Annotated in this window: 15 protein-coding genes; 8 read left to right on the top strand and 7 right to left on the bottom strand. The window is 54.7% G+C overall.

The window, feature by feature from the left end:
* Nucleotides 1-112: 112 nt before the first annotated feature.
* Complete coding sequence (locus tag KA369_05175) at nucleotides 113-1,915, bottom strand: hypothetical protein (GenBank protein MBP7735348.1); 1,803 nt, start codon at nucleotides 1,913-1,915, stop codon at nucleotides 113-115.
* A gap of 448 nt (nucleotides 1,916-2,363) precedes the next feature.
* Here KA369_05175 and KA369_05170 point away from each other — a divergent pair, with 448 nt between their 5' ends.
* The 5 genes from KA369_05170 to KA369_05150 all read left to right on the top strand — a co-directional run bounded on the left by KA369_05170 (nucleotide 2,364) and on the right by KA369_05150 (nucleotide 10,888).
* On the top strand, nucleotides 2,364-3,302 hold the full coding sequence (locus KA369_05170; protein ID MBP7735347.1) for a lysophospholipase: 939 nt from the start codon (nucleotides 2,364-2,366) through the stop codon (nucleotides 3,300-3,302).
* Between the two features lie 319 nt (nucleotides 3,303-3,621).
* Nucleotides 3,622-5,175 carry a lipase gene (locus tag KA369_05165; protein ID MBP7735346.1) on the top strand — a complete coding sequence of 518 codons (1,554 nt, stop codon included), beginning with the start codon at nucleotides 3,622-3,624 and terminating at the stop codon, nucleotides 5,173-5,175.
* A gap of 219 nt (nucleotides 5,176-5,394) precedes the next feature.
* Nucleotides 5,395-6,396, top strand: coding sequence for an FAD:protein FMN transferase (locus tag KA369_05160; protein ID MBP7735345.1), 1,002 nt, complete (start codon nucleotides 5,395-5,397; stop codon nucleotides 6,394-6,396).
* A 24-nt stretch (nucleotides 6,397-6,420) separates the two neighbouring features.
* Complete coding sequence (gene polA / locus KA369_05155) at nucleotides 6,421-9,138, top strand: DNA polymerase I (protein ID MBP7735344.1); 2,718 nt, start codon at nucleotides 6,421-6,423, stop codon at nucleotides 9,136-9,138.
* Between the two features lie 391 nt (nucleotides 9,139-9,529).
* On the top strand, nucleotides 9,530-10,888 hold the full coding sequence (locus tag KA369_05150; protein MBP7735343.1) for a prolyl oligopeptidase family serine peptidase: 1,359 nt from the start codon (nucleotides 9,530-9,532) through the stop codon (nucleotides 10,886-10,888).
* 12 nt (nucleotides 10,889-10,900) lie between these two features.
* On the opposite strand, the gene KA369_05145 is transcribed toward KA369_05150, so the two are convergent.
* The 4 genes from KA369_05145 to KA369_05130 form a co-directional block, all read right to left on the bottom strand.
* A complete protein-coding gene (locus KA369_05145) occupies nucleotides 10,901-11,131 on the bottom strand; it encodes a heavy-metal-associated domain-containing protein (protein MBP7735342.1) in 231 nt (76 codons plus the stop codon).
* A 185-nt stretch (nucleotides 11,132-11,316) separates the two neighbouring features.
* Nucleotides 11,317-11,520, bottom strand: a complete 204-nt coding sequence (locus tag KA369_05140; GenBank protein MBP7735341.1) for a heavy-metal-associated domain-containing protein — start codon at nucleotides 11,518-11,520, stop codon at nucleotides 11,317-11,319.
* Nucleotides 11,521-11,522: 2 nt separating this feature from the next.
* Complete coding sequence (gene tkt, locus KA369_05135; protein MBP7735340.1) at nucleotides 11,523-13,520, bottom strand: transketolase; 1,998 nt, start codon at nucleotides 13,518-13,520, stop codon at nucleotides 11,523-11,525.
* Between the two features lie 237 nt (nucleotides 13,521-13,757).
* Nucleotides 13,758-15,347, bottom strand: coding sequence for a peptide chain release factor 3 (locus tag KA369_05130; protein MBP7735339.1), 1,590 nt, complete (start codon nucleotides 15,345-15,347; stop codon nucleotides 13,758-13,760).
* A gap of 196 nt (nucleotides 15,348-15,543) precedes the next feature.
* Here KA369_05130 and KA369_05125 point away from each other — a divergent pair, with 196 nt between their 5' ends.
* Complete coding sequence (locus KA369_05125; GenBank protein MBP7735338.1) at nucleotides 15,544-16,359, top strand: YARHG domain-containing protein; 816 nt, start codon at nucleotides 15,544-15,546, stop codon at nucleotides 16,357-16,359.
* Nucleotides 16,360-16,476: 117 nt separating this feature from the next.
* Here KA369_05125 and KA369_05120 read toward each other — a convergent pair whose 3' ends face one another.
* Nucleotides 16,477-17,085 carry a hypothetical protein gene (locus KA369_05120; GenBank protein MBP7735337.1) on the bottom strand — a complete coding sequence of 203 codons (609 nt, stop codon included), beginning with the start codon at nucleotides 17,083-17,085 and terminating at the stop codon, nucleotides 16,477-16,479.
* A gap of 326 nt (nucleotides 17,086-17,411) precedes the next feature.
* Between KA369_05120 and KA369_05115 the strand changes: the two genes are divergently transcribed.
* The gene (locus KA369_05115) at nucleotides 17,412-17,969 is read left to right on the top strand and encodes a thioredoxin fold domain-containing protein (GenBank protein MBP7735336.1); all 558 of its coding nucleotides are present in this window, start codon (nucleotides 17,412-17,414) and stop codon (nucleotides 17,967-17,969) included.
* A gap of 241 nt (nucleotides 17,970-18,210) precedes the next feature.
* Here the strand turns inward: KA369_05115 and KA369_05110 are convergent, their stop codons facing one another.
* Nucleotides 18,211-19,107 (bottom strand): hypothetical protein, encoded by an 897-nt coding sequence (locus tag KA369_05110; protein ID MBP7735335.1) that lies wholly within the window; start codon nucleotides 19,105-19,107, stop codon nucleotides 18,211-18,213.
* A gap of 209 nt (nucleotides 19,108-19,316) precedes the next feature.
* Here KA369_05110 and ilvB point away from each other — a divergent pair, with 209 nt between their 5' ends.
* On the top strand, nucleotides 19,317-21,002 hold the full coding sequence (gene ilvB, locus KA369_05105; protein ID MBP7735334.1) for a biosynthetic-type acetolactate synthase large subunit: 1,686 nt from the start codon (nucleotides 19,317-19,319) through the stop codon (nucleotides 21,000-21,002).
* Nucleotides 21,003-21,019: the final 17 nt, after the last annotated feature.

Here is a 21,019-nt window from a genome sequence, read left to right as displayed (position 1 = left end):
AGACGGCCCCATTTTGCCGCATAATGTTTTACACGCTCTCATACCTGACGCAGAGAAGACACCTGCCGCATTTTCCCCCGTCGAGGGTGATCATCATCGGCGACGCGCCCTGTTACGCGTGCTGTATTTTGAAAAACTCGATCTCGCCTTTAAGGCGCCTGGCGTTTTCCGCGATGGTTTCCGATACGGCGGTCAACTCCTCGCTGGAGGCTGAATTGCTCTGCGTGGTGGCGTTGATCACCGTGATCGACTTGACGATCTCATCGACGGCGTATTTTTGCTCCTCCATCGCCTTCAGGATTTCATTGGCGCGATCCAGGAAATGCTCCGCGTCTTCCTTGAGGACGTTGTTGATCTCAAGGTCCTGGCGCGTCAGGTTGCCGATGGAATCGACCATGGTGCCGAAGGAGCGGAGACCTTCGAATATGCTCTCGATCTTCGATATGGCCTCGCTCAGGGCCTGGGAGGACTTCTCCATGCTGAAGTTGGTGGTTTTGACGATTTCCGAGATGCTCTTGGTGTTTTCGCCGGCCTGTTCCGCGAGCTTGCCGATCTCGTCGGCCACGACCGCGAACCCCTTGCCGTATTCGCCGGCTCGGGCGGCCTCGATGCTGGCGTTGAGGCTGAGGAGGTTGGTGCGGTCGGATATCTCGTTTATGAGGCCCGTGTAGTCAAGCATGCGGCCGGCGTCCTGGGTGGCCGTTTTCATCAGGGCCATCGTGTCATTGATCTTTTCCTTTACCTCTTCGATGTTCATGTCCAGGTCGGTCTTGACCTTCATCGCCTCTTCCATTTCCATTCCTTCATCCGTGATGATGGCGTGCATCCTGTTGACGTTATCGATGAGTATATGGGTCCGCTTGTTCTGGTACTCGATGCTGCTGAATATGGATTCTCCCCCGGCGGATATCTCCTCCAGGGACGATGATATTTCCTCGATGGTCGCCGCGGTCGACTGGCTCTGCTGCGACACGTTTTCCGCGGTATTGGCCATTTCCGCCGAAGATAGGGTGAGCTCGTGGGACATGGACTGGATGAGGGTTATCACGCCTTTGATCTTTACTTTCAGGGAGTTCATGTAGCCGCTCATGGCGCCTACCTCGTCGGTCGTGATCATCGGGACGAAATAATCGTTCAGCTCGCCGCGGGCGATGCCGTCCAGGGATTTCTCCATGGCGGATACGGTTTTTCTCAATGACCGGGCAAGGTAATACGCCGTGATCACCGACGCGGTTATCATCATTATCGTTATAAATACAAAGTGAACGACCAGGTTGTCCAGCTGGAGAAGCTTCAGGTTCATCAGGGAAATGAAGGAAATAAAAATCGCCAGGGGCGGCAGAAGGATAGAAATGAGGACCATGAGAATCTTGTTGAATATGGGGAGGGACCGGCATTCGTCTTTTTCCAGGATGACTCCCGCGAGGCGGCTGTCGGCAAGGTATTGTGAAAGGCTTATCTCAGACTGGAGCATGAAAAACACCATGTTGATCGGAATAGCCATGGCAAGTCCCACTGCCGTCATGATGTAGCGCATCTGGTTCATCTCGCCGGCAATGGCCAGGATCACAATGACACTTCCGATGCCGAAGAAATAACGCACCGGGAGTGATTTGGCTTCGTATCGCGGATGGTCAAGCAATGCGCGCTTGATTGCATGGAGATTCTCCTCGTCGGGCCTGTCAGGGTTCTTTAATATGTTAAAGCTTTTCCTGAGCTTCAGCCATCGGATGATCATTCCGGGAATCAGTGTAACAATTGAACCAAAAAGGGCCGCGGGAATGAATATGGCGAGAGAAGAGAAGAAATTACATGCAATGATCATAAAATACGCCAGGATGGATACCGGCAGCGTATAGGCGAAGGCTTCAAGAGAAAGAGACAGACTTATCACAGGATAGCGATACTTTTTCAACGTACACCTCACATAACCCCTAGTTTTTATGAACTCATACATGGATTATGTATTTTATCAACCTATTTTTTATCATTTGGTAAACATTATTTTACGATGAGTATCGAAAAGCGTTACCCGGTTAAATATTGGATATGTTGTTCCGTTGCAGGATATCCATTACTGTGCATTATTGATGCAGTAAAATTAATGAATTAGTCCATTATACGCAATGGAGCGGGAATTAATTATTCAGAAGGATGATAAATGCGTTGCAATAAATCCATCTGTCGTTAAAGTCTTTTCATGGGGTATTGGCATAAATTCCCAGGTAAATCATTTTTCGATAATTTAAACAGGCTTTTATTGCAAAAATCAAGTATGTTCTTTATTATGATGCCGTTAAATGAGTTTTCCGGATTTGTTAATGGAAGAAAAAAAAGAAGTTCATGCGAGGAGGCTTTATCCTATGAAAAGCGATACCTTTACCTTTAAGGCGGCTGACGGCACAAAGATATTCGCGTATCGATGGATGCCCGATTCGAAACAAGACATCAAGGCGGCTCTACAGATTGCCCACGGAATGGCTGAACATGGGGCGCGGTATGAACGATTTGCCGGGGAGCTGGTCAAGGCCGGCTACGCCGTGTATGCCAATGACCACCGCGGCCATGGAAAAACGGCGGGCTCCCTTGAGAATGTCGGATTCTTCGCGGACGTGGATGGATGGAACAAGGTCGTTGACGACATGCATGTGCTTACCACCCTTATTAAAAAAGAGAACCCGGCGTTACCGATTTTCCTTCTGGGCCATAGCATGGGATCGTTCCTTTCGAGAAACTACGCGATGCTCCATGGCAATGACATCAAGGGCCTTATCCTATCCGGAACCGCCGGCGATCCCGGCCTTCTTGGCAAAGTGGGACTGTTAGTGGCAAAAATAGATGCGGCCTGGAAAGGCAAAAAAACAAAAAGCCCTCTCCTGGACAAGCTTTCCTTCGGAGCTTACAACAACGCCTTCAAACCGAACAGGACCAAATTCGACTGGCTTTCGCGGGACAACGCCGAGGTTGATAAATACGTGGCGGACCCCTACTGCGGCGATGTTTTTACCGCCGGCTTTTTCTGCGACCTTGTCAGCGGCCTTGCCTTTATCAGCGATGACAGGAATGTCGCGAAGATTCCCAGGGAATTGCCCATATACCTTTTCTCCGGCTCCATGGATCCGGTCGGGGCCAATACCAGGGGTGTGCTCCAGGTGTATAACTCCCTGGTAAAGTCCGGTATCGGTGAGGTGACCTATAAGTTTTACGAAGGTGCCCGCCATGAGACTCTGAACGAGCTGAACCGAGATGAGGTGTTCAGTGATGTCATAGCCTGGCTCAATCAGCATAGACTGAAAAAGTAAATGGTTGTTTACCGATAACTATCGGTACACTCTGGGGGTCAGAGCAGCCCTTCACCGATAACTATCTGTCTAAAAGTCACTTTTACCTTTATCCTGATGCCGTAACAGCGATAGTTATCGGTGTTGATTTCACATCAATTGACATCATTCTGCCCTCCCACTCATTATTAGACAATTTTAGATTTATCCATTCCTGGCCAGACAATTGAAATAAAATATTTTACAATTGGTATAAACCGGATAGCCGGTTTATTATGTGTTTTTAACTCAATAAAGATACAATGAGCCATATAATAATTCATTGAGGAAGGGGGGATAAATGAGAAGAATTGCAAAGAGCCTGATTTACCTGTCGTTCCTGTTCGCGACCATGTTTTTTACTGGTTGTGAAGAAAAGAAGAACAGCATACCTTTCTTTCCATTCAGCTCAGCGTCCGACACCGATGCTCAGAACGGTACATCGGATTCGACAGTATCTGATATGACAGCCTCCGATGCCACCGGAACGGATCCCGCGATGGATTCCACCCCCGGCAATGAGTATCCCGTTGTGCTCCTCCACGGTTTTATCGGGTGGGGCAGGGATGAGCTCGCCGGTCCCGTGGGCCATTACTACTGGGGCGGATACAACGATCTGCAGGAGATTCTTAAAACAGCGGGATTTGATTGTTACACCGCCGTGGTGGGTCCCTTTTCAAGCAACTGGGACCGCGCCTGCGAGCTCTATGCCCAGCTCAGGGGTGTCAGAGTGGATTACGGCCTGGCCCATTCGAAAAAGCACAACCATGCCCGTTTTGGCCGCGACTTTACCGGAAAAGCCCTGCTCTACAACTGGGGCAAGGCCGGCCCGAACCGCAAGATCCACATCATAGCCCACAGCCAGGGAGCCATGACGGCGCGGGTCTTCTCCCAGCTCATGGAACAGGGATATGCCGATGAAAGAAACGCCGATTACACCGGCCAGGAGCCGATATCTCCCTTCTTCACCGGCGGGGTTGAAACGAAAAACATGGTCAGCAGCATCTCCACCATGGCCGGCGTTCACAACGGCACGACCCTGGCCAACGGCGTGGTCAAGCTCATTCCCTTCGTCCAGGAGCTACTCATCGGGGTGCTCGAGGTGATAGGCGTCGACTCGTCCCGGACCATTTTCAATATTTACGATTTCAAGCTCGACCAGTTCGGCGTCATCCCGCGGCAGAAGGGCGAATCGATCAAGGAATATTTCGCACGGGTGAACGAGGCCGCGGAAACATATTTCAGCGGGGACATGAAGGATATCTGCCTCTGGGACCTGAGCCCCGAAGGATGCATGGAGCAGAACGCCTGGGTCCACGCGCAGGGCAGCACCTATTATTTTTCCTTTGCCGGCATATCGAGCCATCCTTCGAAGTCGCCGCTGATGCGCGATAACGGTGAATATTATCACGAGTGCGACGCGGATAATTTCATCGCCTGGTTCATCACCGGCCCGATGATGGGGGCCTATACCTGCAATGACGAGCGGTATCGCGGTTACTGGCGCGCCCGCGACGGCGATTTTTATGACATGGATGTCAGTGATCGCGTTCCCATAGACAGCTCCTGGTGGCCCAATGATGGCGTGGTCAATACCAACTCGATGAACGGGCCCTGGCTCTATCCGGCGGGTTACAGCGGCGTCAGGGACAGCATCGTCGATTGGGACGGCGAAACCATTCCCGGGAAGGGCCAGTGGAACTATTACGGTGTTCTCAAGGGTTTCGACCATTTTGATATTACCGGTGTCGAGATATTCACCTGGGACAAGGATAATCATCCAAAGGACGTCATAGGCCATATCGAGGACTGGTACATTGAAAGGGTGGGTTTTTTACGTACCCTTCCGCAATAATCGATGTGCGTCATTGAAGATACTCGACAGCCCCGTTTTCCATGCGAAGCGGGGCTTTTTGTTTGTAGGGAGATTGATTTTCAATGCGATTGATTTTTGGGAGCTCCTTCAAAACGTAAATATATTCATCGGATTCCCTGTTTTATCCTTGAAAATGAAAAGGCTTTTCGATTATTTTATCCAGACGTAAATCTACCTTAATAGTATGGAGCGTCGGCCATGAATCGAATTGCCCTGCCGATATTACTGCTCATCCTCCTGTCCTGTCAGAAGCCGGTCAACCATGTGACCAGGCCCCTGATGGGGACCTCCGTGAATCTCACCATGGTGTGCGACACGGAACTGGCGGGCGCGGCGGCCGGGGCCGCCTTCGGCGAGATAGAGCGCATAGAGAAGCTCCTGAGCCCGGTAAGGCCCGAAAGCGACCTCTACCGGCTTAACCATGGAGGGTCAGCCGGCCCTGTGACGGTGACCGGGGAGACCAGGGATCTCATAAAGAGGTCGGTCGATCTATCCGCTGAGACCGGGGGGTGCTTTGATATAACATTCGCCGCCCTGGAGGGCCTCTGGAACTATAAGGATAAGAATTTTACGCCGCCGTCGCCCGGCGCTGTGGCCATCCTGCTTCCCCTGGTGGGGTCGAAGAACATCATTCTGAATCCTGATGGCAAGAGTATATCCTTCGCGCGGCCCGGCGTGAAGATCGGCCTGGGCGCCATAGCCAAGGGTTACGCGGTGATGAAGGGGGTCGAGGCTCTCAAAGGCAAGGGGGTGAAGGCAGGCATTGTCGACGCCGGCGGCGACCTGCAGGTCTTCGGCAAGAAATTCTTCGGATCATGGGTGACGGGACTCCGCCATCCCCGCAAGGACGCCATCCTTCTCACCATAGACCTGGAGGACATGGACGCCATAGCCACGAGCGGCGACTACGAGCGTTTTGTCATGCGCAATGGCGTGAGGTACCACCATATCATCGACCCCCGCTCCGGATATCCCACGAAGACCTTCACATCCGTATCGGTGATATCAAAGAGCGCGGCGCTATCGGACGCCTATGCCACCGCAATCTTCGTGATGGGCCTTGAAAAGGCGCGGGAATTTCTGAAGCAGCACGGCGAGATCGACGTGATCCTCGCGGACGACAAGGTAAACCTCTATATTTCAAAACGCCTCAAGGAAAGGATAACGGTTTTAGAAAAGCATGCGATTGAATGGTTATAGGTTCGGATTTCGGGAGACAGCAACATGAAAAAACGCCTCTTTATCATCGACGGCCACGCCCTCTGTTACCGGGCCTATTACGCCTTCATCCGCAGCCCCCTGCTGAACAGCGACGGCCAGAACACCTCGGCCATCTTCGGATTCGCCCGGATGCTCCTCAAGCTCATCGCAGACCAGAAGCCGGATTACCTGGCGGTGGCCTTCGATCCGCCGAAGAAATCCTTCCGTTTCGCCCTGTACCCGGAGTACAAGGCGAACCGCCAGAAGATGCCGGAGGACCTCCGCTCACAGATCGACGAGATCAAGAAGATGATCGAGACCCTGGGGATCCCCCGCATCGAGGAGGCCGATTTCGAGGCCGACGACGTGCTGGGCACCATGGCGAAAAAGTACGCCGCGAAAGACGTGGAGGTGATGCTGGTCACCGGCGACAAGGATGCCTACCAACTGGTGGGCGACGACGTGAGGATCTACGCCAACAAGAAGGGGATATCGGAGTACGAGGTGTACGGTCCGAAGGAGGTTGAGGAGATGCTCGGCGTGCGGCCCGACCAGGTGATCGACTACATGGCCCTGGTGGGCGACGCTTCGGACAACGTGCCCGGCGTGAAGGGGATCGGCGAGAAAACGGCGCAGAAGCTGATCGCGGAATACGGCAGCCTTGACGGCCTGTACGAGCGTATCGACGAGGTGAAGGGGAAGCAGAAGGAGACACTGGTCCGTGAAAAGGAGATGGCCTACCTGAGCCGCGATCTCGTCACGGTACGGACGGACCTTTCCATTCATCATGACATTTCGGAATTCGGATTCAGCGGCATCAGTCCCGACGCCGCCGTGCCCTATTTCAGGAAGCTCGAGATGACCTCCATCATAAAGGATTTCTTCGGGGAGAGCGCGGGCAGGGAACCGGCGGCCGAACCGAAGGCGCAGGAAAAAGAGGAGAAGCGGTATCGCGTGATCAGGACCGAAGAAGATATCGAGGAGATGATCGGTCTCATCCGCAGGGCCGGGGAGGTGTCCCTCGACACGGAAACGACGTCCCTCGCGCCAGTCGAGGCCAAGCTCGTGGGCATGTCCTTTTCCATACGGGAGAGGGAAGGGTGGTACCTGCCGCTTCTCTCCCGGGGGATGTTCAGCGAGGAGTACATGGACCCCTCGCGCTCCCTGTCCCAGCTGAAGCCCCTTCTCACCGACCCGAAGGTGCGGAAGATCGGCCAGAACATCAAGTACGACCTGCTGGTGCTCGCAAACTACGGCATCGGCCTGGCCGGCGTCGCCTTTGACACCATGGTGGCGTCGTATCTTCTCTCGCCCAACGACCGCCGCCACAACATGGACGACCTGGCGGGAAAATATCTCAATTACAAGACCATAACCTTCAAGGAGCTGGTGGGCACCGGCAAGAGCGCGATCCCTGTTGAAGAAGTCCCCCTGGATAAAATATCCGAATACGCCATCGAGGACGCCGATGTGACCTACCGGCTCTACAACATTTTTAAAAGAAAGATCGACGACGAGGACCTGTCCCCGCTCTTCAACGACATCGAGATGCCCCTGGTGCCGGTGCTGGCGGAAATGGAGCGCGCCGGAGTGAAGATCGACACCGCCTATTTCAAAAAGCTGGAGGTGAAGAACCGGGAGCTGCTGAAGAACGTAGAGGAGGAGATCTACGGAGCCGCCGGGCAGAGCTTTAACATAAATTCCACGCGGGAGCTCTCCCACGTGCTCTTCGAAAAGCTGGGCCTGAAGCCCCAGCGTAAAACGAAAACTGGCCTGAGCACCGACATCAAGGTGCTGGAGTCGCTGCAGGGGAGCCATCCCATCATCGACCGCCTGATATCGTACCGGACCCTTTCCAAGCTCAAGAACACCTACATCGACGCGCTGCCGAAGCTTGTCTCCCCGAAGACCGGCAGGATCCACACCTCCTACAACCAGACCGTGGTGGCCACGGGCAGGCTATCCTCGTCCGAACCGAACCTCCAGAACATCCCGGTCCGCGACGAAATGGGCAAGGAGATACGCCGCGGCTTCGTGCCGGAGAAGGGATGCCTCCTCCTGTCAGCCGACTATTCCCAGATCGAGCTCCGCGTGGCCGCCCACCTCTCCGGCGACGCGAACATGATCCGCGCCTTCAACGAGGGGATCGACATCCACGCCATGACCGCGTCGTCGGTCTTCGCCGTGCCCATCGGAGAGGTCACGGCCGACATGCGGCGCCAGGCCAAGGTCATCAACTTCGCCACGATCTACGGCGTGTCGCCCTTCGGCCTCTCCCAGCAGGCCGAGATCGGCATGAAGGAGGCGGCCGAGTTCATCCGCATCTACTTCGAGACCTATCCCGGCTTCAAGAAATACATCGACGAGACCATAGTGTTCGCCCGGGTCAACGGCTTTGTCGCGACCATGCTCGGCAGGAAGCGCGCCATCGACGAGATCGATTCGGACACTTCCTTCCGCCGCGAGGGCGCGGAGCGCATCGCCATCAACACTCCGATACAGGGGACCTCCGCCGACATGATCAAGATAGCCATGATCAACATCAGCGGTGATATCAGGAGCAGCAACATGAAGACGCGGATGATCATGCAGGTCCACGACGAGCTCGTCTTCGAGGTCCCGGAGGAGGAGCTGGAGGCGGCGAAAAAGATGGTCATAGACCGGATGGAGCACGCCCTGGACCTGGCGGTGCCTGTCAGGGTCGACGTGGGCGTCGGCAAGAGCTGGGAGGAGGCGCATTAGACCCCGCCCGCGCTCCACAATATCAATTTACCCTCATCCCCCGGCCCGAAATCATTTGATCTCACCCGCGCTCCGCGTACACTAAGCGACAGGATGTCGCGCATGCAGCAGCGTACACGGATGTACTAGCTGCTGCCTCCATAAAATGGAGAGGGTTTCCCTATTGATGATCTCAACACCTTCCCCCCTTCCCGCCATGTGTTAATGACGACCTAACCTCATGAGAAGGGATGAAGTTTTATTTTTCAACAATGCAGTTATTGTTGTTTTAATAACAAGCCTGTGCCGATGCAATGGCGCCCGCAATGAGAATCTTGATACGTCGATGTTTTTTTAAAGAAATTTATTGGACAGGCGCTGATTATTTTGTATATTACTATGGTTTGCCGTTATGAAATTCTTGAAAATAAACATTCTTCTGCTTTCATTGCTGCTGTCGGCGGCGATCGCTTTATCCGGCTGTTCGGAAAAAAATGACGGCGCCGGCGCTCTTCTGGCGCTCCTTTTCCTCCCGAATCCGGCGCCGGCGATCACCCTGCCGGCCGGTGCGACCCTGCTCGGAAGCGGCGTGGAGAGGATCGACAGCCGAAGCCAGCCGTATTATCTCCTCAGGCTGGATTACGACGGAAAAGAGCCTGCCTACGCCATGTGGATCCCGTCCCCGGAAGGGGGCCTAAAGCCCGCGGTGGTCATGACCAATCCCTATGACGGGATCACCTGGAACGGCGACACTCCTCCCACGGGCACGGCCCTATACTCTTATCGGACCTATATTGAAGGCGCCACGATATTCTCGATTAACGGTTTCGGCGTGCTCCACGCCTTCGGGCGTTTTTACACGAAGGGCAACCTGCAGAACGATGTGGACGACATGACCGCGGGGCTCAGATTTCTCGCGGATTCCGGGTTTGCCGACACGGCCCGGCTCGGCATCTACGGCGGCTCCTGGGGAGGCTTTGAGGCCCTCTATGGCGCGGCCAACGCTCCGGCCGGGGCGGTCCCTTCGGCTGGCGTGGCGCTCTATCCGCCCGTTGACTTCAAGGAGTTCGAGCGTTACGTGACCGTCGACATCCCCGTCATTGCCGACGCCACAAAGGAAAGCCAGTACGTTTCATTCTATCAGGCCTATCTCGAAAGGATGTACGCGACTCCCGGTTGGGACACCTGGACCACGGCCGCCCTTGCCGGGAAGCTTTCCACAAAATTCCTGGTCGTCCACGACGAATGGGACACCCTGGTGCCGGTGTGGCACTCGCAGGACCTTGTCACCCGGGCCGGAGGAATGGTCGAACCGGTCTGGTTCTGCCAGGATACTTCGCTGGACCTCAACGCGCTCCCCTTCGGCTGGGGCCATGGCGAACTGCGGCAAAGCCAGATGGACAGCAGCCCTCCGCCGGCCTTCACCTACGGCATCTTGCATACCTTTTCCACGGTCTTCCTGATCAGGAAGCTTGCCGATCCCGGCCAGCGGATATATGCCGGCTATGACCTCAACGCGATTAATGATTTCATCGTTTACATCCGCGATTATAAATGCAGTCACGGTAAGAACCTGTCCTGGGCCGCGGCGCGGCTCCGCGACCTTGCCGATGAGAGGGTGTTGCTGCTTGAAATGAACACGGGAGCCTGGGCGGCCGGGGCTGACGTCGTGGCAAAGGCCTTCAGCGACGCGGGCTGGGGCGGAGCGAGTTACGGGACCGCGTCAACCGTGGGCGCCGCACTGGAAAGCTGGCTGCCCTCCTGCCCCTGAGAGACATGAAGCCTACTGCATCGAATCAGCCTCGATCTCCGCTTCGAAACCGGCATTTTCAATGGTATGCTGAATGTCCTCCACGGTCAGCGACGACTCGTCGAATTCCACCGTCACCCTTTTCGTGAACGGGTTCGCCACTACCTTCTCAATGCCCCCGAGAGAGTTTATGGCGTTTTCGATGGTCGCCTTGCTGTGGCCGCCGCTCATGTTGGAAGATGTTAATTCTTTTGTTACGAGCATGGATGACTCCTTTTGTAAAATTATTATACTTACTTTTCCGGGAATTATCCAGCTGCGAGTGAAAAAATAATGATGAAAATGCCGCGGTTTGGCCCTCGGCGGGGTTGAATATTTATCTTATGTAAATATTTACCGCCTGAAAGAGCATCCAAGGCGGAGATCAATAGGGGCTGTGACAGGGAAAACTATTTCACTTCGTAACCGGCCTCTTCAATGGCGCGCTTGATGGCGTCAATGGTGACCAAGGTTTCATCGAAATCAATTTCAACTTTTTTCGTATCCGGATCGGCGTTGACATTGCTGACGCCCCGCAGCCCTTTGACCGCGTTTTCGATGGTCATCTTGCAGTGCTTGCAGCTCATGTCCGGTGTTAACAATACTTGTTTCATGGTTATGCTCCATTCTTCATGAATTCCGTGACCTTCTTTACTATATTTTCCTTTGTGAAGCCGTACTGTTCCGCCAGCACCTTGGCAGGGGCTGACTCGCCGAAGCGGTCCATGGTGATATAGAGGGCATGGGGCCCGGCGTATTTCTCCCATCCCATGCGGATGCCGGCTTCAACGACCGCCTTAGGCGTTCCGTGGGAGAGGACCTCCATCCGGTACGATTGTGGCTGGCGGTCGAAAAGCTCCCAGCTGGGGAAGGATAGGACCCGCGCCTTTATGCCCTGTGATTCCAGGGCCTCCGCGGCCGCGATGGAGATGTGCACTTCCGATCCGGAGGCGAGGATGACGATGTCCGGCTTGCCTGACGGCTCCTTTACGATGTAGGCGCCGCGGTGAAGGTTTTCCGCGCCGCGGCCCTGCTCCCGCGCGATCACCGGCAGGTCCTGGCGCGTGAGGGAGAGCATGGTGGGCCCCTCCGTTCGCCCTATGGCGGCAAGCCAGGCCTCCTTTGTCTCCTCTGCATCGGCGGGCCGTATCACGGTCAGGTTCGGAATCGCCCGGGCCGAGGCCACATGCTCCACCGGCTGGTGCGTGGGTCCGTCCTCGCCGACGAAGAGCGAGTCATGGGTGTAAACATATATCGTGTGAAGTTTGGCCAGGGCCGCAAGCCGCACCGACGGCCGCATGTAGTCGAGAAAGGCCAGGAACGTGGCGGTGTAGGGGATGACGCCGCCGTAGTAAGCCATGCCGTTCTGGATCGATCCCATGGCGTGCTCGCGGATCCCGAAGTGGATGTTGCGCCCGGTTTTACCTTTGCCCGATTCGCTGAAGCCCTTCACGAAGGACTTGTTGCTGGGTCCGAGGTCGGCGGAGCCTCCGGCCAGGTTCGGCAGCTCCCTGAACAGGGCCTCCAGGATCTTGCCGCTGGCGCTGCGTGTTGCCACCGCCTTGGCGGGATCAAAGGCGGGCAGTTTTTTCCTGAGAGCATCTATATCGGGAGCGGTAAAGAAGGTTTTCCACCGTGCGAGCTTTTCGCCGGTGACGGAGGTCTTGAACTGCTTCTTCCACGCGTTGTGGGCCCTTTTCATCTTTCTCTTCCGCTCGCCGAAGATATCGTACGCCCGCTGGGGCACGCAGAAGGAATCGCCCGGGGCGCAGCCGATGTTCTGTTTCGTCGCCGCCACCTCGTCGACACCCAGGGGCGCGCCGTGGGATTCCTCGGATCCTTCGAGCTTGGGGCTTCCCTTTGCGATCCTGGTCTTCGCGATTATGAGTGAGGGCCGGTCCAGGTTCTTCTGGGCCTTTTTTATCGCCTTCTCTATCTGTCCGTAATCGTGGCCGTCGATCTTCTGCACGTGCCAGCCATAGGCCGCGAAGCGCTTCGCGGCGTCCTCGGAGTAGGCCAGGTCCGTGGGGCCCTCGATGGAGATGTCGTTGGAATCGTAGATGTAGATCAGCTTTCCCAGGCCCCAGTGGCCGGCGAGGGACGCGGCCTCTGAGGAAATCCCCTCCATCAGGTCGCCGTCGCTCACGATGGCGTAGATGTAATGGTCGACCAGGGTGTTCCCGTCGCTGTTGAATTCGGCCGCGAGGAGGTCCCTGGCAACGGCCATGCCGATGCCGTTGGCGAAGCCCTGGCCCAGGGGGCCCGTGGTGGTCTCCACCCCGGCAGTAACCCTGTTCTCCGGGTGCCCCGGGGTCTTGCTGTGAAGCTGGCGGAAATTCCGTATGTCGTCCAGGGTGAGGTCATACCCGCTCATGTGCAGCATGGAGTAGAGGAGCATGGACCCGTGGCCGGCCGACAGGACGAAGCGGTCACGGTTTTGCCATGCCGGGTCTGCCGGGTCATGCTTCAGGAACTTGGTCCAGAGGACAGCGGCGATATCGGCGCACCCCATGGGCATGCCCGGGTGGCCGGAATTGGCCTTCTGCACCGCGTCCATGGAGAGCGTGCGTATGGATGTCGCAATCAGCTTGAGGTCGTCGTTGGTAATGGCCATAGGTCTGTCCTTCTATTGATATCGAGCCGGCAGATAATAAGGATTGTCGTCGGTTTGCAAGATAAATAATGGGGTATTAATATTTTTTTATGTCGCTAAATGCAAGTATTTTTATACCCCGGCAGGGCAATTAATTAAAATGCGGTCCCCGGGCATTGCTAAAACGGCATTATACGCATCTCTGAGTGCATCGAATCGATAAATCGTCACAGTATGGCGCAATGATAAAAGAAGATTCTAAGATGCCAGGGTGTCGTATATGCTGACCGAAGGGTTTTTCTCTGCAAAATACTGCATTGTCCAGGAATTCGGAAAGAACAATACGGGCCTTCCGCTGTTGTCTTTTCCATAATGACAGCCATGCGGGAGATACAATTGTGAAAAGTCATCTCCAGTAATAGTATCCAGCCAGCGCAAAGCGGTCCATTCTTTCATTTCAAGTCTTGTTTCCACGCCGTATTCATCCCTGAGCCTGTATTGCAGCACATCAAATTGAAGCGGTCCCACGGCTCCCAGAAGGGGAAGATTGGAAGAGGCGTTTTTCGGGTAAAACGTTTGAACGATATCTTCAGCCAGCAGGTGGTCAAGTCCCTTCCGGAAAGACTTATAGCTGGATATCGATGTATTATGAACATAGGCAAAGCATTCAGGCGCAAAGCGGGGAATTTCGTTGAAGCACAAAGCCGGATCGGAACTGATGGTGTCACCGATCTGAAAATCAGCATTAGTGATAAAACCGATGATGTCTCCGGCGTATGCCTCGTTGGCGGTTTCCCGTTCTCTTCCGAATATGTTATGCGCATTCGATATTCTTACGTTTTTCCCGTTTCTGGAATTATACGCGGTCATGTCCCTGCAAAATTTTCCGGAGCAGACCCTGGCGAAAACCATTCTGTCCCTGTGCTGGGGGTTCATGTTGGTCTGTATCTTGAATACAAAGGCTGAAAACGCGGGGCCCTCGATGGAAACGTCACGGTCGCCGGCTTTTCTCGGCAGCGGTTCTCCTGAATAATCAAGGAACCGGTTCAGGAAAAGTTCTATTCCGAAATTGTTGGCCGCGCTTCCGAAAAAAACAGGCGTTGTTTCACCGTTGTCCACTTTGCTGGTTTCGAGTTTTCCGTGCGCAGCATCAAGCAGTTCAATCTCTTCTGCAATTTCTTTATAGGAAGATTCGTTTAAAGCGTTCTTCACTACGGGGTCCGTGATGCCAAGGACTGAAACCGGCGCCAGGTAGACGCCGCCGGGGACTTTCTCGTAAAGGTGCACCGTGTTATCGATCCTATCGTATACCCCCTTGAAAGAACTGCCGCTTTCCAGGGGCCAGCACACCGGATACGCGTGAATATCGAGGACTTTTTCGATCTGGTCCAGCAATTCAAGGGGCGGCAGGGCAGGACGGTCCATTTTATTTATAAAAGTGAAAACCGGGATACGGCGTTTTCTGCAGGTTTCAAAAAGTTTGATGGTCTGGCTTTCGATACCCTTGCCGGCATCTATCACCATTACTACCGCGTCAACCGCCATTAGGACGCGGTATGTGTCTTCCGAAAAATCTTTATGCCCGGGAGTATCAAGCAGGTTCAGCTTGAATCCCCGGTAGGTGAATTGCAATACCGTAGAAGATATCGAAATCCCTCTTTTTTTCTCCAGTTCCATCCAGTCAGAAGATGTATCTTTTTGCTGTTTTTTCGCCGTCACTGATCCCGCGAGTTCGATTGCCCCGCCATAAAGAAGCAGTTTTTCGGTTAACGTGGTTTTGCCCGCGTCAGGGTGTGATATAATGGCGAATGTACGCCGTAATTTTATTTCGTTTTTTATCTTTTCCATGATGTGTCACTAAAATTTTTAAAAGCTGTATCATGTCAAGAATTTTATTGACAGTTCCACGAATACGGCGGCAGGTGGCGTTATACATATTTGGCCTTTATTCATCTCATATTCTACTTGCCTTTAATGCGTTTTGATGGTACGGATGGCCCATGATGCCTGAGAGTAAACGCTCCACCCTGCAGGAGATTTTTCCATGTATAGATTAACAGCCCTTATCATTCTCGTCATCGCCGCATTCGTTTCCGGTAAGACCCTTTACCTGGAAAAGAACCAGGCCGTCGATCCGGCGTCATGGTCCGGCAGCTCCATCGAAGACCTCATCCTCGCGCGGAACGCGGTCTTCGCCCGGTACGGCTACGTTTTTAAAAGCGGCGCCCTGAACAGGCACTTCCTATCCGTGGGGTGGTACAGACCGGACAGGAATTTTTCATACTCGATGCTGACGAAGATAGACCAGCGGAACGTGAACGCGATCCTGGCCGCGGAAAAAAAGAAGGTGGGCGAGCTGAAAAACAGGATCGCCGGCACCGCCGTAAAAACAAAGCGCTACTTCATGGCCGCCGGGGTAAAGGAGCGGGTCCCGGCTTCAGCCGAGGAAGAGATGAGGAAGTGGTGGAAGAAGAAGTCCGGGTCCCTGTACCCGCAGCTGCGCGTGCCGGTGCTGTTGGGCGTGTCCCTCTCCGACGAGAAGGACGCCGCTTATATCAGCGGCAGGACCGGGAACTGCCGTGATTCATTCTCCTACTGGGAGGCGGGCTATGACGACAGGGGCCGGCTCCGTGTCCTGAAAAACTATTTCTGCGAGCAGGGGGGCTCCGGCGAAAGCGGTGATATCTATTACTTCGATGAGAAGGAAAAGCTCCTGATGGTGCAGGGGAGGATACTTGGGACCACGGTCAATTACGAGTATTATTATCAGTACTGCCTGGGCAGCGTGGTCTGGATAGAGGTCACTCTGATAAACGGCAGCGCCGGAATCCCGGACGAGATGGAGAAATTCTTTTTTTAATAAAAGATATTTCCGGGTGAACATCCAACCTGTGCCTTGGGCGGATATACGCTGAAGGCGTATCTGTGCAAATGCATTCTTCGGGAAGTCCCCCTCCGGGGGATTTAGGGGGATCTACTATAAGAGCGGCATCACACGGTCCCTGCAGAACTCGAAGAGCGAATCCCTGGTATGCATGATGTTCTTGATTATGCTCCGGACGCTGCAGCCGGGGGTATCTGTGACTATCTTGTAAAGATGCACGGAAGCGTCCAGGGCGCGGCAGGCCTGGACCACGGCGGCTCCTTCCATGTCGACAAGATCCGCGTATTTCCCGGCCGCGGCGCGGTCTTCGTCCGTGAGAACGGGACGGTCCTGCGTCGCCAGGGAGGCGACGGCGAAGCCCTCCAGCGTATCGGCCCGGTGCTCCGCCGGAGAGCCGGAATCGTTGATGGGACGGTCAAGCTCGTATACCGCGTCGACATGGAGAATATCGCCGACCCGGTATTTCCCTCCCGTTGAACCGGCCGCTCCGAGGTTGAGGATCTTCCGGAGGTGGTAGCGGTCGATGAGATCCGTGGCGGCGATGGCCGCGCAGGTCTTGCCTATGCCGGAGACGGCGAGGACGACCGGACCGGCGCCGTAGATCGGCGCGGGTTTTTTCTCTATGAGGCTAAGGCCAAGGCCCTCTATGAAGGGCTTGGCTTCCATTGTGGTTGCTATGATGATGCCGATTGGTCCGCTCATGGTGTCATCCTGTGCCAGTAGGAACATCAGTATCCCGCGGCCTGGTCAATAACAAATTATTAATGAAGGACCGGAGTTGACGATTATAAAGAAATTCAGTATATTATAAAAAACTGAATAATATTTAATGATCTGCTGATCAAGCGGCAGGGAACAAGAGGCGATTGTCCATAGCCGGAGGGCTGTGGAATAAAAAATACAAAATAGCATTATTAAATTGCATTTTTTATCATTGCTTTTAAAGAGGGTTGTATCAGGAGAGCGGTTTCCTTTTCATAAAGAGAGAGGATGAGTCACTCTGATTCCTTACTATAGTGGAGCGCATAATGAAAAAAATTACCATACTCGTTGTCTCAATGGCCATATTCTGGATCTTCGCGTCGTGCTCGAAATCATCGGAGCAGGAAAACAGCGTCAAGGCGGCTCCGGTTTCGGGCGGCGCAGCCGTCACCTGGCATGATTTCAACGAAGGGTTGAAGCTCGCCTCGGCCAAGGGGAAGCCGGTCATCATGGATTTTTACGCGGACTGGTGCGGCTGGTGCAGGAAGATGGAGGTCGAGGTCTTCGCTGACCGGGAGGTCGCGGCCAAGCTCGGCGATAATTATATCTGCGTGCGCCTTCACACCGACAGGAATCCCGGGGAGACCATCAAGTACAAAAACCATACCCTCACCAAGCAGGAATTCGCCATGATGCTCGGCGTCCAGGGCCTTCCCACCCTGGTGTTCCTGGACCGTGACGGAAACCTGATAACCAAGATCCCCGGCTTTATCAATAAGGATATGATGCTACCGCTGCTGAGCTATATCAAGGATGAGTGCTACCTGAACAAGGTCCCGTTCAAGGAATACATGGACGGAAAGGCCCCGTGCGGTAAGAAGTGAGGGGATGTAGAATACCCCTCACCCCTTTGATCCCCTCTCCCATTACAAATTGAAGAAAGGAGAGGGGAAACATCTGATGAATATTCAATTCAAACAGAAACCCTCTCCTTTTTACCAAGCTTAATGGGAGGCAGCATCTAGTACATCCGTGTACGATGCTGCATGCGCGACATCCTGTCGCTTAGTGTGCCCCGGCTTGTCCCGAGCGTCGTCGAGGGGAGGGGCGGGTGAGGGCATTAAGTCAATGACTATAAAGCATCTGCCGTGAGATGATCCTCTCGAGGCGGTAGATCTTGTCCGTGTACTCCCCGAGCTTCGGGTCGCGCCCGATATTCTCCTTCATGTTCTGGATCATGTCCCTCAGGAGGGTCAGGTCGGACCGCCGGTCTATTTCACCGCTTTCGACGATCTGCGTCAGCAGGTCGAAATTGTACTTCCTTAAATTGATCCGGAAAAAGAATTCAACGCCGTATATCTGCAGCACCTTTGAAAGGGACTGTTTCGATTTGTCATTGGAGTATTTCTGATACTGGGCCGAGTCCACGGCCCGCTGGCTTGACGCCCCGCCGCCTTTCAGGTTCTTGCCTCCGGAGGAAGGGGCCGGGTCGTTGAGGAGCTTGTTTTCGTTCATCAGCAGGAGCTCCTTCAGCTTGCCCGCCTTCCACGCGTCGGTGAACTCGTTGAAGTTGCGCTCGATGTAGCCCTCGTATTCGTCGAGCATGATGGCCTTGTTGCCGATCTGGCCGATCAGGGTGTTCTTGTAGAATTGCGGCCTGGAATACATGTCCTTCACTATCTGGTGGAACAGCAAACGCTTGTTGAACTGCTTTTCGTATTCGTCCATGAGGAATTTCTGGAAAAAATTCTTCAGCTTGCGGATCGTCTGGAGGTCGGCCTCGACGTATCCGTCGATGCGCTTAACGTCGTTTTCGGGGTCCTCCTTTATGATCTCGATCGAAAATATCTTATGGGAATCCTTGAGTATCCGTATGATCCTCAGGAGCTCCGGCTGGTCTATGCCGAGAAGGGATTGGATCTCCTTTTCGAAGTTATCCGAATGGGGGATCGAATCCTGGTTGCCTTTCGCGTTATAGGCCGTTATTTTTTTTATGACTTCATCTATGATTTTATCAAGCATGGACGCGCTCTATCCCTGTCATATGCACGGGCGGTATGCTACCGCCGATTTGATTAATTTCAAGAAATTTTTTACTGGCTGCCAAAAAACGGAGCGCTGACCCTGGTAATTGCTTTTCTAGAAAAAAAATTGACAAATTTCGGCATCGGACAATATGTTAAACACTTTCTTTATTATAGTAGACTTATCGTAACCATGGGAGTTTCTTCGTGAAGATAAAAGGCGCGGACATCATCGTTGAATGCCTGAAAAAGGAGAATGTCGAGTGCATGTTCGGCTATCCGGGCGGCGTGGTCATTCCGATATTCCACGCCCTGCACAACGCGCCCTTCAAGTTCATTCTGACCAGGCATGAGCAGGGGGCGGTGCACGCGGCCGACGGGTACGCGCGGGCCTCCGGCAAGGTCGGCGTCGTCATCGCCACCTCCGGCCCCGGCGCGACCAACTGCGTGACCGGCATCGCAACGGCGCACCTTGACTCGGTCCCCCTGGTGGTGTTCACCGGCCAGGTGACCAGGCAGCAGATCGGCAACGATGCCTTCCAGGAAGTCGACAGTACCGGCATCACCCGTCCCATAACCAAGCATAATTACCTGGTCCAGGACATCAAGGACCTTGCGCGCGTTATTAAGGAAGCTTTCTACATAGCATCAACGGGCAGGCCCGGGCCTGTCCTTATCGACGTCCCGGTCGACATCTCCAAGGGGGAGCACAAGTTCGCCTATCCGGAGAGCGTGCATATACGGAGCTACAAGCCTGTGTACGAGGGCCATCCGAACCAGATCAGGAAGGCGTGCCAGCTCATCGAGAGCGCGAAGCGGCCCGTGATCTACGCCGGCGGGGGCGTGGTGATATCCAATGCCTCGAAGGAGCTCCGGGAGTTCGTCAAAAAGACACAGATCCCGATCACCACGACGCTCCTGGGCCTCGGGGTCTATCCGGAGACCGACCGCCTCGCCCTGGAGATGCTGGGCATGCACGGCACCTATTACGCCAACCACGCGGTGAACGAGTCCGACCTCCTGATCGCCGTGGGCGCCCGCTTCGACGACCGCGTCACCGGGAAGATCTCGGACTTCATTCCAAACGCGAAGGTCATACACATCGACATCGATCCGGCGTCGGTCAGCAAGACAGTGGCGGTTGACGTTCCCATCGTGGGCGACTGCAGGCAGGTCCTCGCCGCCATGATCGAGCAGGTCAAGGCCCCGAAGATCGACGAGTGGCTCGCGGAGATCGACAGGCTGAAGCGCGAGCACCCGCTGACCTATGAGCGGAACGGCGATGACCGGATCAAGCCGCAGTTCGTTGTCGAGGAGATCTACCGCCAGACAAAGGGCGACGCCATCATCTGCACCGAGGTGGGGCAGAACCAGATGTGGGCCGCGCAGTTCTACAAGTACACCCAGCCGAGGACCTTCATTTCCTCCGGCGGCCTGGGCACCATGGGATACGGCTTCCCCGCCGCCATCGGCGCTCAGCTGGCGCGGCCCGACAAGCGCGTCATCGACATCGCCGGCGACGGCTCGATACAGATGAACATCCAGGAGCTGATCGTCGCGGTGCAGCACCGGCTGCCGGTCATCATCGCCATCCTCAACAACGGTTTCCTCGGCATGGTGCGCCAGTGGCAGCAGCTTTTCTTCGATAAACGCTACAGCCACACCTGCATCGATTTCGCGCCTGATTTTGTAAAGCTTGCCGAGGCCTATGGCGCCGAGGGAATGCGGATCAGGACCTACGAGGAGGTGGCACCGGCCCTGCAGAGGGCCCTGTCCATCACCGACCGCCCCATCATCATGGATTTTGTCGTTTCCCGCGAGGAGAACGTCTACCCGATGGTGCCGGCGGGGCAGTCGTTCAAGGAGATCATCATGAGGGAGATGCTCGCGTAAGCCATGACAGCGCCAAA

It is taken from the genome of Spirochaetota bacterium, from assembly GCA_017999915.1.
Classification (GTDB): Bacteria; Spirochaetota; UBA4802; order UBA4802; family UBA5550; genus RBG-16-49-21.
This window is presented reverse-complemented; position numbering and strand designations above follow the sequence as displayed.